The 13,662-nt window shown below is 39.4% G+C and carries 11 protein-coding genes; 8 read left to right on the top strand and 3 right to left on the bottom strand.

Going from position 1 to position 13,662, the window contains the following annotated elements:
- Positions 1-3: 3 nt before the first annotated feature.
- Positions 4-1,854: a sensor histidine kinase gene (locus tag NLF99_RS12290; RefSeq protein WP_254528573.1), complete on the bottom strand. Its 1,851-nt coding sequence runs from the start codon at positions 1,852-1,854 to the stop codon at positions 4-6.
- Between the two features lie 239 nt (positions 1,855-2,093).
- Here NLF99_RS12290 and NLF99_RS12285 point away from each other — a divergent pair, with 239 nt between their 5' ends.
- From NLF99_RS12285 to NLF99_RS12250, 8 genes are all read left to right on the top strand, one after another.
- Positions 2,094-3,167 (top strand): hypothetical protein, encoded by a 1,074-nt coding sequence (locus NLF99_RS12285; RefSeq protein WP_254528571.1) that lies wholly within the window; start codon positions 2,094-2,096, stop codon positions 3,165-3,167.
- Positions 3,168-3,372: 205 nt separating this feature from the next.
- Positions 3,373-3,750, top strand: coding sequence for a hypothetical protein (locus NLF99_RS12280; RefSeq protein WP_254528569.1), 378 nt, complete (start codon positions 3,373-3,375; stop codon positions 3,748-3,750).
- A gap of 172 nt (positions 3,751-3,922) precedes the next feature.
- Positions 3,923-5,788 (top strand): hypothetical protein, encoded by a 1,866-nt coding sequence (locus tag NLF99_RS12275; RefSeq protein ID WP_254528567.1) that lies wholly within the window; start codon positions 3,923-3,925, stop codon positions 5,786-5,788.
- A 99-nt stretch (positions 5,789-5,887) separates the two neighbouring features.
- Entirely contained in the window at positions 5,888-6,874 is a 987-nt protein-coding gene (gene moaA, locus NLF99_RS12270) for a GTP 3',8-cyclase MoaA (protein ID WP_254528565.1), read from the top strand.
- Between the two features lies 1 nt (position 6,875).
- Positions 6,876-8,075: a molybdopterin molybdotransferase MoeA gene (locus NLF99_RS12265; protein WP_254528563.1), complete on the top strand. Its 1,200-nt coding sequence runs from the start codon at positions 6,876-6,878 to the stop codon at positions 8,073-8,075.
- Positions 8,076-8,081: 6 nt separating this feature from the next.
- On the top strand, positions 8,082-8,558 hold the full coding sequence (moaC, locus tag NLF99_RS12260) for a cyclic pyranopterin monophosphate synthase MoaC (RefSeq protein ID WP_254528561.1): 477 nt from the start codon (positions 8,082-8,084) through the stop codon (positions 8,556-8,558).
- Positions 8,536-9,153, top strand: coding sequence for an NTP transferase domain-containing protein (locus NLF99_RS12255; protein ID WP_254528559.1), 618 nt, complete (start codon positions 8,536-8,538; stop codon positions 9,151-9,153). The genes moaC and NLF99_RS12255 overlap by 23 nt, the downstream gene beginning before the upstream one ends.
- Entirely contained in the window at positions 9,154-10,188 is a 1,035-nt protein-coding gene (locus tag NLF99_RS12250) for a HesA/MoeB/ThiF family protein (protein WP_254528557.1), read from the top strand.
- Here the strand turns inward: NLF99_RS12250 and NLF99_RS12245 are convergent, their stop codons facing one another.
- Positions 10,189-11,106, bottom strand: a complete 918-nt coding sequence (locus tag NLF99_RS12245; protein ID WP_254528555.1) for a bestrophin family protein — start codon at positions 11,104-11,106, stop codon at positions 10,189-10,191.
- Between the two features lie 146 nt (positions 11,107-11,252).
- Positions 11,253-13,646: an FdhF/YdeP family oxidoreductase gene (locus NLF99_RS12240; RefSeq protein ID WP_254528553.1), complete on the bottom strand. Its 2,394-nt coding sequence runs from the start codon at positions 13,644-13,646 to the stop codon at positions 11,253-11,255.
- Positions 13,647-13,662 lie beyond the last annotated feature (16 nt).

Below are 13,662 nucleotides of genomic sequence, written 5' to 3'. Positions count from 1 at the left end.
AATTTACAATTGACATTCAATAATTATATGTGTTCCTTCTCCAGGTTGGGAATCAATCTTCAATGTCCCTCCTATGCTCTTCAATCGGGATTCCAGATTATCCAAACCCATATTTCGCTGTATACTTTCAGGGTTAAAACCCTTTCCATTGTCTTCCGCTTCAATCATCAGGAAACCATTTTCTACTGAACATTGCAGCAATATTTTTGTTGCCTGGGCATGTCGGACCGCATTGGTGACCAATTCCTGTACAATCCTATAAATAGAGAGTTGAATATTCTTGTCCTTTATTCCCTCCAACCCCTGTCCATAATAGGAAATTGGGCTACTGCCGGATTGCATGGATTGACAAAAATGTCTAATCGCTTCATCCAAACCATTCCTTTTCAATACCGAAGGCTCTAAATTTTGGGCCGTATGCCGCAAATCGGTGATGACAGTCTCCAACTCATTGACTACAGTGGGTAGGTCATTTTGTTCCGAATCCCGAGCAATCCGTTCCACATTCATTTTCAATCCCGTTACCCTACCTAAAAGCCCATCATGAAGTTCTCTGGCCAAGCGTTTTCGTTCTTGCTCTTCCCCATCGACCAATGCCTTTGCCACATCGATTTCACGCTGTTGTTTGAGTAAAAGGGTATCCTTCATATTCCGTTTTTTCCGAGCATTCCAGGCATACCAGACCCAGAGGCCAAAAATACTGGTCAACAGGATCCCTCCCAGTAAGATTGCCCTGTTCAGGATATTGCGGTTTTCGAGCAGAACGATCTCCTGCTCCTTTTCCTTTGTCCGATAACGAGTTTCCAGCTCCGCCATTTGCTTTTTAAAATCCAATGAACTCAAGCTATCACTCATTTGCTTATGCTTTCGGATAATTTGATATGCAGCTCCCATATTCCCTAATTTCGCCTCCATTTCCGCAAGGTCACTCATAAGACCTAATCGGTTCTTGGTCATAGCTGACCCTCTTGGATCGCGCAATAATTCTTCGAGCTCAACCTTCGCGGCTTGATAATTTTCAATCAAATTATATACAACAACCTTTTCATACTTTAAATAATAGAAATCCCAATAGGAATTATATTCCTGAGCCCATTCCAATCCTTTCTCGATACTTTTCAAGGCCTCCAGATAATTTTTCTGTTGAATCAGGGACCTCGACTTATTCTTGTAATATGCAGCAGCTAGTTTCTTGTCCTCCAACTTATTCAATAATTTCTCTGCTTTACCCAAAACACGGTCTCCCTTTTCTATTTCCCCCATCGCGTAGAATAAATCAAACATATTGAGATAGGTAAATAATAGGTTTCCTGACTCCTGTTCAGGCGTCCGGACCAAAGAGACAGCCTTTTCAAAATAATCTAAAGCCTTCTGGTATTCTTTATTGTTATAGAATACCATCCCTACATCTGTAAAATAACTCAATAACAGATCATTATCCCCCGATTTTATGGCAAAAGGGATACAATAGGTCAAAGTGATGTCCAAAAATGATTTATCGTTATCTGCCTGCTGCTCAAGCGAACCGTAATTATGCCACAATCTTGCCCGATAGCCGTAAGCAGCAGGCTTATCTATATCCTTGAGGAATTTTTCAGCCTCCATGTAGAGCTTCTGACTTTTTGGATTGTCATAGCCATAGTAAATCCCAGCTTCATAAAACAGATAGATTCCTCGCAAGAAATCTTTCCCTTCGACAAAAGGCTGGGCTTGCCTAAGCGTCTCAAAGGCTTTTGCTGTATCGCGATAGGACCAGTAATCGGAAAGATTTACCAAAGCAGTAAATTTTTCTTCCTTGGTTTTGGCCTGCTCGAGATTCGACTGTAATGCAGGAAGTTCCTGTCCACTCGCCATAAGATGTAGCAGAATCAAAAATAAGACAGCAATATGAACGCGAACGACAGGCATAAGTATGCATTAAGATACATGGATTTTATCAAAAATGTTACGCTTATAATTAAAACTACTGGAAAACTAGTAGAAGGTTTTAGTCAGTTTATAGTATTGCTATAAAAATGGTCTGGATTTAACTTTGTATTAAGCTTTTAAAAACTGCAAAATTAATCCAGTTTACACGAAATAAAGGACGACCCATGCTTATAAGAACAATAAAAACAATCTTCCCCTTCATCATTGCCATTATCCTTTCTTTAACTGCTTGTAGCAAAGATGACATCATGGGAAGCGATGGCAAGGCAATAAAAAACCTACCGGGAAGCATATATTGGTATTTTGCAGGTGAAGTGGGCTACATGGATTTTGGTTCAGGAAAATATAATGACAAATGGATTGGGATCGGCCCTGGAAATTCCAGGTATGATAGTTATGACATTAGTTGGGACAATAAAAAGACCCTGCTGACCATGGATGTTGAAGGTGCCTTTAATTTTACGGAAAGAAGATTTGTCCTTCGGGATAAAGGTGCAAAAATGGATTACAGTTCACTACAGGACGGAAAAAATGTTTTTGATATCACCTATGAAGCAGATGATATTGAAATTACCGATGCTCATATCTCCCCAAATGAAAAATACCTCGTATTAGATGCTCAACATTTTGCGGATATGCCAATAACCATCATTGACGCGGCAAACGGCAATTTTATTAATTCCTGGTATGTGAAGGGGGTAAGTTTCTTGAATTATGGCATCCCAGTCTGGACTGCAGACAATACCGTCTTTTTCAGGATTGGCAATTCGGTTTATAAGAGTTCTGCGGCAGATGGTTTTAAGACCGCTCCGAATGTCTTTACCCAAAGTGGAATTAGCTCTGTTACTGTCAATCCGCAAGGTACAAAACTGGCATTCCGTAAGGATAGACACCTATGGATGTGCAATATAGATGGAAGGGACATGAAGCAGATCACGACCAGTGAATTATCAGAGGTGATCAGCTACGATGGCGAACACCGGCCTACCTTCTCCCCTGATGGAAAATACATAGCCTTTACAGGAGCGAGTAAAGGAGGAACTCCTTGGAGCGACCATGACTATGCTGATGGCTCATGGGTTGCATCTGTCGGTGGAAAATATGGATATATCGTAATCATTCCTGCCGATGGAAAAATGTATGATCTGGAGAAAAAGGATAGTGGAGCAATTTGGCTGAAACAACCTGATGCCGATTATGCAGGCGTGCCTTGCAGTGCAAATCTGATCTGGAGATAAAACAATGTATGATTCAACCTATCTAGGATAGGCTTCTCATAGTAATAAACAAAGTTTCAAAGAAGCAAACAGGCCAAATGGTCTGTTTGCTTTCTTATTTTATTAAAAAATATATTCTCAAATCAATTATAGCCTATAATATTCTTCATAACCTTTTTATAACATTTTAGATTTTCTTAGTTTTATAATTATCAAAACTGATAAAATGAGTACCCAAATCGTAATCATCTTTGTGCTTGCCTTGCTTTCTGTATCCATCATTGATACCTTAGGTTCAATTATCGCTTTCAGATTCAAACTCAATTACGCTTATTTCATCATCTTTTCATTTGCTATCTATTTTCTAAGTGGCTTTTTTTTATCCATGTTTGCTTCTGCCAATACCGTACTTTTTTTATCCGGCATGGTTGGCTTTTATGATGGTACTGTTGGGGTAGAAATTGCCAAGCGCTTCAATGGATACCAAGAGCCCGATCTAAAACTTATCGAAAAAAATAAAAACATACTTGGAATAGTATCATTTTGTCTAGCTCTTATTTTTGGCGGATTAGGTAGATTCCTCTATACATTAATGGCTGGATAATCCATAGACATTCCCTAAAAATACCTACCAATAGGTATTTCCATCCATTATTTATTCCTGTAATTTAGAATAGGTTAAAATTCATTCTGCGTAGAGCAAACCAGCAACCAATTATTACTTTCTATTACACTAATGGCAATCAAATATTGCCGACACCTAATTATTCTTTGTTATGAAAAGCCTTCTCTATCTTTTCTTGATCATTCCAATACTTTCATTTGGACAGCATCCAGTGAAACCCAATATTCAACCCACTTATGCTGATGCAGTATATCTCGCCAAATTGGAAAATCTGGTCAAAACTAAACAAGTTGAAAACTTACGCTCCTTTTCTGAGGAAATAAAGACGGTCTTAGAAAGGTATAATATCAATGAAATAAACGCCGATCAAATACAAAACCCATTCCTGCAGGATTTACTAAATGCCATAAAGATTATACCTTCCGTGGACCAAGCGATTTCTCAGGATTCTTCTAAAGCTTTCACCGATATTGATGAGGATACTGATGTGCCAGGGAAAGCTAAGGATTTAGATCTTAAAGCTATTGCGTTAAGTACAGCTCCAGGATTTGGTTGGGAAGCAGCGGTAATCAATGGTCTTTCTACATTTATGGCGAATCGATTCAAACAGGAAGTCATTTATTATGGTTTAAATAAACTATTTGAACGGATCACAGATAAAGAAGAGGAAATATTCGATGCCTTACTCCCTGAAACTTACCAAGAAACCAAAAGGTTATATGGTCAAAAAAGTTATTACAGTGCAGATTTGATATTCCTAAGACAGGTCGTCGATAATGACCTTGGTAATATCCATAAAAGACTGGCCAGTGAAGCATATCGGGTTTTTCCAAGAATCCCTCCTCAAGGTGCGGACATCCTAAAAATTGCTGCCAATCTTCACGCTGACTTAGGTACTGGAATTTCACTCCCAGGTATATTTCAAAAATTGAACAGTGAAATCTACCATGATCAGGAAATTGCTAAAGCAGTCGCCATAAACCACCTATTATCCGAAGCCTTGCGAGATACAGTTGGAGGAACAAGTACTTGGATCAACATCAATCGACTAAATTTCTCTGACCCCAATAATAAGACCAAAAGATATTTTATCGGCCTCCTAAATGAACAATTTAAACCCTATTCCAATAATTATGACATCTACCAATTTGAGAACTCAATAAAACAATTACTGTTCTATTTTGATGAGCTAAATGCCGCAAGCCAGTTTATTGCCAAAAACAATTATTACCTCAATACCGAACAGGGTCTGACACTATTAGGTATGCTCCAATCCTCATTTTCAACATTCTTGAAATCAGGCACTGCAGAAGGTGTTTTCTATTTAAAAAAAGAATATCTCGCCTTCTTCTCAAATTATCAGGACTTCGCTTCCTCCTTGGTGCGACGAGATTATCAAAAAGCACTGGTGAGCATTTTAAGCCAAATGAGAGATTACCTACCTGTCGATAAAGAAAATAACTATAGAAGATCATTGATCTTTATGGTTCAACTTGCGGAAGTCGAAGCAGATAAAGACATGGAAAAACTATTGGAAGCCTATGCCCTACCCATTGGAGGCAGCTCCATCAAAAGAAATAGTAATTTTAACATCAGTTTGAATGGTTATGTCGGATTAACAGCAGGAAAAGAGGTTGCATATGGTTCTGAAAATCAAACAAAAACCAATATTGGACTTGCCGCTCCCATCGGCGTATCGGTCAGTTTTAAAAATTACATCACTTTCTTTGCGAGCATTATTGATCTAGGAACGTTAGTAAATGTTCGTTTGAACAATGACACTACTTTTTATTCAAACCTAAAATTTGAACATTTCCTTGCTCCAGGTGTAGGGTTCTATATAAATCACAAATCTTCTCCCCTAACCTTTGGGGTACATTATAATTATATACCAAGCCTAAGAACCATCAAGATCGGCAATGGAGAAGCTGCTATCACGGAAGAGCATATTTCTGTCTCCAGATTCAATGTTTCTGTATTGGTAGATATTCCATTGTACACACTTTTTAATAAATAAAATTAACCATAGTATATTTATTCCCACAATCTGTCCCCAAATTGCCTTAATTCCTATTAAAACATTAAGTATATTTGGTAGAGGACATCTATGAAGGATATGTTGAAGGATAAATTTGGGCGAACTATTAATTATTTACGGCTTGCTGTTGTTGACCGATGTAATCTACGTTGCACTTACTGTATGCCCGAAAATGGCCTTCCTTGGATCAAGCAAAATGAATTGATGACAGATGATGAAATAATCAGACTTTGCAACATCTTCACTCAACTTGGCGTAGATAAGATCCGTATTACCGGTGGTGAACCTTTTGTAAGGAAAAACTGCATGGAATTGATCCATAGAATTGCCCAAATTAACAAGCTCAACGAATTAAGCATCACAACCAATGGTATCTTGACCGAACCTTTTATTCCGCAGCTAAAAGCTGCTGGAATCAAATCTGTCAACCTTAGCATAGATACCTTAGACGAGAATAGATTCTTCAAAATTACCCGTAGAAATGAATTTTGGCAGGTCATGAAAACCATGGAAAGCCTGCTCTCGAACAATATTCAAGTAAAGATCAATTGCGTTGTAATGGACGGTCAAAATATTGAAGACATCATTCCATTGGTCAACTTGGGCAAGACCCTCCCAATTGCTGTCAGATTCATTGAAGAAATGCCTTTCAATGGTGATAATAAAGAGATTTCCCTAAAATGGAACCAGCATAATATATACCAACATATCCAAGAACACTTTGGAGAAATAAATAAACTACAAGACCCAATAAGTTCCACCTCCTACAATTATAAAATACCTGGATTTAAAGGGGAATTTGGAATCATAGCAGCTTATTCCCGTAGCTTCTGCGGGGATTGCAACCGAGGACGCATTAGCCCATTAGGGGTTCTGAAAACCTGTCTATATGAAGGTGGGGGAATAAACTTAAAAGATGAAATGCGATTGGGAAAAACAGATATGGAACTAAAAGATTTAATCATACAAAGTGTACAGCATAAACCTAAAGATGGTTGGGAAGCTGAAAAAATTAGTTTAGATCCCAATACTATTCATCAATCAATGGCAACAATTGGAGGATAAAATGGAAATGATTACCGTTGCGCAAGCTGAACAGATAATCCTTTCAGAAAAAAGGGATTTTGGAGTAGAATCGATCCTTCTGCTGGATGCTTTAGGAAGGGTACTCGCTGAAGACCTGACTGCGGATCGCGATTTACCTCCATTTGACCGAGCAACAGTTGATGGAATAGCAATCAATGCTAAAGCCCTCTCTGCTGGTGTTCAGAAGTTTAAAATCCAAGCTGTTCAAGCTGCTGGAGAACATCCTATTTCGATTGCATCCATAGACTCCTGTATTGAGATCATGACGGGAGCAGCCTTAGACCCTTCAATGGACAGTATTATCCGTTATGAAGATATAAGCATTGAGAATGGCTTTGCAGTCATCAATATTGAAGTTAAAAAAGGACAAAATATCCATGTAAAGGCTAAGGATAAAGCACAAGGTGAAGTCCTTGTGCAAGCCGGAAAAATTATTGAAGCAGCTATTATGGGAATTGCTGCATCTATCGGAAAAACTGAAGTCTTGGTAAAAAAACTACCCAGAATCGCCATTATTTCTACTGGTGACGAAATGGTATCCATTGATTCAGTTCCAAGCCCATATCAATTGAGACGGTCCAATGGCATCAGTATACAATCTGCATTGAAAAAATATCAGATTTCGGCGGATGCCTACCATCTCGACGATCATTTCGATGAAATCAAAGCAAAACTTGCTGAGTTCCTCGTTCATTACGATGTACTGGTCATGACTGGTGGCGTTTCGATGGGAAAATATGATTTTCTACCAAAAGTTTGCTCCGCATTAGGCGTAACACAACTCTTCCACAAAATCAAACAGCGACCTGGTAAACCTTTTTGGTTCGGAAAGGATAAAAACGATAAACTGCTATTTGCATTCCCAGGCAATCCAGTTTCTGTATTTATGTGCCTTAATCGCTATTTGATTCCCTGGTTGGAGGCTTCATTGAATATAGAAGTATCTACTCCACAGTTTGCTATCTTACAAAATGACATTCAGTTTTCAACTGCTTTGCAATATTTTGCTCAGGTAAAACTGAAGGTGAATAATTTGGGACAATTAACGGCAGTATCCGTGAACAGCAATGGTTCTGGAGACTTTTCACATCTCGCCGAAACTAATGCCTTTATAGAACTTCCCTTAGAAAAAAACAGTTTTTATAAGGGTGAAGTTTATCAAGTATGGACCTATAAATAGTATAGAATGACCGATTTTTCGCATATCAATAAAAACCAACAACCCAGCATCGTCAATGTCATGGATAAAAAGATAACTCAAAGACGTGCAACGGCCAAAGCAAGCATTGAACTTCCTCCAGTAGTTATGCAGAAACTGACCGAAGAGAACTTCAATACCGCTAAAGGTTCCATTATCCACACCGCTATTATTGCGGGAATTATGGCTGCTAAAAAGACTGGAGAACTTATTCCATTATGTCATCCCATTGGTCTGGAGAATTGTGAAGTTGAAATAAAATTCAACGGTAACAGTCTTGACATCTATGCCATAGCAGAGGTGGAAGCAAAAACTGGGGTTGAAATGGAGGCAATGACTGCGGTTTCCATTGCTGCATTGACCATTTATGATATGTGCAAAGCCCTCAGCCATGATATTATCATTCGAGAAATTAAACTGATTGAAAAAACAGGAGGAAAAAATGACTTCAAAAGGTCAGAATAAGGTAGCAGAAATCTATGGTCTGGTCCTCGCAGGAGGGAAAAGCCGTAGAATGGGAAAACCCAAAGATCTAATCCATTGGCATGGCAAGGAACAAAGATATTATGCTGCCGATCTGCTAGCAGAATTCTGTGATCAGGTCTTTATTTCCTGCCGTCAAGATCAAACCCAAGACTTTGACCCAAATTACCAGGCATTGACAGATACTTTTCTCAATATGGGCCCCTTTGGCGGTATCCTTTCAGCATTTCATGCCCATCGCGACAAAGCTTGGCTGGTTGTAGCTTGTGACCTGCCTTTGTTGGACAAAGACTCCCTAACCAAGCTAATGCAATCACGCGACTCTAATAAATTAGCGACAACCTATAAAAGCCCATTTGACGGCCTTCCAGAACCTTTGATAAGTATCTGGGAGCCAAAAAGCTATCCCTTACTGTTAAGCTTTCTAGCAAATGGCATTACCTGCCCTAGGAAAGTCCTGATCCATTCGGATTGCTTGATCTTAGACCCTATCAATCCTGATGCTTTAATGAATGTGAACAGTCCTGAGGATGCAGAAATAGCTGACAAAGCGCTTCAAGAACAAAAAAAAATATAGATGGAACCTAATTTCGAAAGATATCAATGTCAAATAGCTTTACCAGGATTTGGTAATACAGGGCAACAATTGCTCCAAAATGCCAAAGTTCTTATTGTCGGAATGGGCGGTTTGGGTTGCCCTGCAGCCCAATATCTTGCTGCCTCCGGTATTGGAACCTTAGGATTGGTTGATGATGATATCATTTCGCTATCCAATCTACACCGGCAAGTCTTATATGGACCACAAGATATCGATAATTGGAAAGTAGAAGTTGCAACAGAGCGACTTAAATTGCAGAACCCTGAGATCAATATTATCTCCTACCCAATCCGCTTGACCTCCAATAATATCATGGACCTGATCAAAGAATACGACTTGATCTTGGAAGGAACCGATAACCTAGAAAGCAAATGCCTCATCAATGACGCTTGTGTATTAGCTGGCAAACCATTGGTTTATGCTGCAATTTACCAATATGAAGGTCAAGTAAGTATATGGAATGTTAAACTTCAGGATGGAACCTATTCCACGAATTACAGGGATGTTTACCATGATATTGAAAACACAGTGGTGCCAAATTGTAGAGAAGGCGGTGTCATCCCCAGCTTAGCTGGAATTGTTGGTTGTATGCAAGCCAATGAAGCCATAAAATACCTTACTGGTATGCCGGATATTCTGGCTGGAAAATTATGGATCATGGATACATCAACAGGCAGATCAAGGATCATTAAACTAAAAAAATCGAATATTCAGATCAAGGCTTTACCGGAAAGCAATCCAACCATTACTTTAGAAGAATATAACCTCCATCCCGAAAAATTCGTCCTGTTCGATGTAAGAGAACCAGATGAGCACGAAGAATTTAATATTGGTGGCAAAAACCTTCCATTGAATGATTTGCATCAACACCTAAAGGAATTTGCAGCTATCGATTCTAAGGTGATTTTGTATTGTATGTCCGGAAAAAGAAGTAAAATAGCTGCCCGTATAATCAAGAAAGCTTTTCCAGACTTAAAAGTTTACTCCCTAAAAAACGGTCTATTAGACTTGTAGTTAGTCAATAATTTCTTGATACGGTTTTGGCCTCCTTGTATTCGGTAGCCCAACAAGCTCCTCAATGGTCTCTTCGATCATTTCACTCATGTTATTGAGTGCCAAATCATTCGCTTCCGCACCAAATGGTTCTTCAATTTCATCGGCTATGGCCTCAAATGCAACAAAAGTATAGGCAATAAATACCACGATTAATGGCATAAACCATCCCAATGAGTCCACTAAGCCAAATGGTAACATGGCGCAATAAATATAAACCGTCCGGTGAAGTAAGACGCTGTAACTATAGGGCAAAGGTGTCGAGATAATCCGCTCACAGCCCCCTAGAATATCGGAAAGCTTATCGAGGTTCTCATCCATTCTTGCCTGTTGAATGGAATCCATCCTCCCTTCCAACTTTGCTTGTTGCAGTTGCTCAGCCATGATCCGCATTATGCTGACTGGCTTATACATACTGGACATGACAAGCTCCAAGCTTTTTGGATCTAACCTTTTCTCCATATCCTCTCTTGGATCGGTCCCTCGAAGTTGATGCTTCAAAGCAAAGACAAAAGCACTGATCAAATGGATAAATCCAACCACGAAATTCTTGTTTTTCTCGCCATTATTTAAGGTCAAAATCTGCCTAACCAAAGAACGTGAAGTATTTAACAAGGCTCCCCATAATTTTCGGCCTTCCCAAAAACGTTCATAGCTAGCATTATTTCGGAAACCCAGAAATAGAGCCAAAACAAAACCAAATAAAGTCAATGGGGCTGGATTTAAGGGAACTTTAAAATCCAGAACGGTTCCATGGAAATAGGCAACCAAAACAGAAAAGACCAAAAGTAACAATAGTCTGGGCACCAATGCAGGTAATACCGAACCATGCCAAACAAAAAGCATCTTGAACCAATGCTCCTTCTTTCTAATAATCATATTATTTTAAATCTTAGCAGAATTAAATCAGCGTTCCAAATACAGGGAATCATTCATGCACTTTGATTTTGCTGGAATCTCACTTGCCAAAGGTAGGCTTAATCTGAGCTACTATACAATAAATTTCCTTTTAATATAATCCCCAATTATGGCCTTTGAATAGCACCTTGATACAACATTTGATCAACTTTTTTGTAAACTGCTGGATCGTGTGGCTTAATTTTGATTTTCACATATTTCGATGCTGGCATGTTACTCTCTTTAACCACGTTATTTACCGAAACAAGCACATTGGTCTCCGGAAAATAGGTTACCGTATTCTTTTCAGGAATCTGATATGAAACAATAATGAATAATGGTGCAACACGCTCTATTCCATCATCAAAATTATATAGATCCACTTTATCTCCAGCTTTGAAGCCAGCTTTATCAATATCCTTCTGGTTCATAAAAATAACCCTTCGCTCATTTTTGATGCCACGATACCGATCATCTAATCCATAAATTGTCGTATTGAATTGATCATGGGTCCTTGTCGTTGCCATCATATATTCATCATCAGCCAAGGTATTATCCGGAACCTCGGTTAAAGTAAATGGCGCCTTACCCTCTAATTTCTTCGAGAAATATTGTTTATCGCGTGCCTCATTAGGTAAATAAAAACCTCCTTTTTCACGAACGCGAACATTGTAATTATCAAAACCCGGAATACATTGTTCTATATCATCCCTGACCGCATCGTAGCTGTCATGATATCTTTTCCAATTTACCACGGAACGATCTCCTAAAGTCTCTATTGCCATTCTACATACGATCTGGGTCTCATTGATCAGATTATCCGAGACCGCATCCAACATTCCTTTCGACTGTTGAACAACCCCCATAGAGTTTTCAGTAGAAATAATCTGAAGCTCTCCATTCACTATATCTTTGTCGCTTCGACCATATGTTGGCAATATAATGGCTTCTTTTCCATGCACCAAATGCCCTCTATTGAGCTTGGTGGACACACAGACCAAAAGATTAAGCTTACGCAAGGCATTGGCCGTATATGTCGTATCAGGTGTAGCGGATAGAAAATTTCCGCCCATGCAGAACATAAATTTTATTTTTTCTTCATGCATAGCCTTAATGGCCCGCACCACATCATAGCCATGTTTTCTAGGTACCTGAAACCCATAGAAATTCTCAATTCTATCCAACTGTTCATTTGATGGTTTTTCATCAATTAACATTGTCCTATTTCCTTGCACATTACTGTGTCCGCGTACGGGACAAACACCAGCTCCTGGAATACCGATGCTTCCTTTCAACAACAGGATATTCAGGATCTCACGAATCATATCTACCCCATTAGGTTGTTGGGTCAGCCCCATTCCCCAGCTGATAATAATGCGTTTCTTGAAGGCAATCATTGCTGCGGCCTCATAGATCAGGTCCTTGTCGACAGCAGCTTCTTTAGCTAGCTCATCCAGATCAAGATCATTGAACTGTTGCAGGAACTCATTAAATCCAACCGTCTTATTTTCAATAAATTGTTCATCAAACACCGAACCTGGATTCTTCTTTTCAAAATCTATCAAGAGCATTTCGATGGCCTTTAGGAGAGCCATATCACCATTGATCTTAACAGGTAAATAAAGATCAGCAAGCTTAACACCACCTTCCAAAACGCCAAGCACACTTTGCGGATCAACAAAACCCATCAGACCGGCTTCAGGTAAAGGATTGATGGCAATGATCTTAGCTCCATTCTTTTTCCCTTTGGCAAGGGCACTCATCATTCGAGGTGCATTCGTCCCAGGGTTTTGACCGATGATGACTATAACATCTGTATCATAAAAATCCTCTAAGGTCACTGTCCCTTTCCCAATTCCGATAGTAGGTCTTAAGGCCGAACCCGAAGTTTCATGGCACATATTGGAACAGTCAGGCATATTATTGGTCCCGAATTCCTTGGCAAATAATTGGTAGACAAAGGAAGCCTCGTTACTCGTTCTTCCAGAAGTATAAAATGCTGCTTGATCGGGTGATTCCAGTGCATTTAAATGGGATGCAATCTTTTTAAAAGCATCATTCCAGCTGATGGGTTGATAATGAGTTGCCCCTTCTGGTAAATACATCGGATCGGTTAACCTGCCCATCTTCCCTATTTGGTAATCATCCAATTTGGCTAGATCAGCAACTGAATTTTCCTTAAAAAACTGTGGCGTAACACGCTTACTCGTGGCTTCTTCTGCCACTGCTTTTGCTCCATTCTCACAGTATTCACCAAGCACCGAACGTTCATCATCTGGATCAGGCCAGGCACAGCTCGGACAGTCAAAACCTTCCATCTGATTTACCTTGAATAAGGCTCGACCAGCACGGACTACGGCTTTCTCCTCAAATAAATCACTGAATACTGCCAAAACCGCCGGAATACCAGCCGCTTTTTTCTCAACTGGAGTCAATTTTAAATCCAATAACCTAAAGGGATTTTCCGCACTTGGTTCTGATTTAATTTCTTGCTCAATCAATTTTTTATCTCGTTCTTCCATAGCCATGTGATTTTCA

This window comes from Sphingobacterium sp. LZ11T8 (assembly GCF_024261425.1).
In the GTDB taxonomy this organism is placed as follows: Bacteria; Bacteroidota; Bacteroidia; order Sphingobacteriales; family Sphingobacteriaceae; genus Sphingobacterium.
This window is presented reverse-complemented; position numbering and strand designations above follow the sequence as displayed.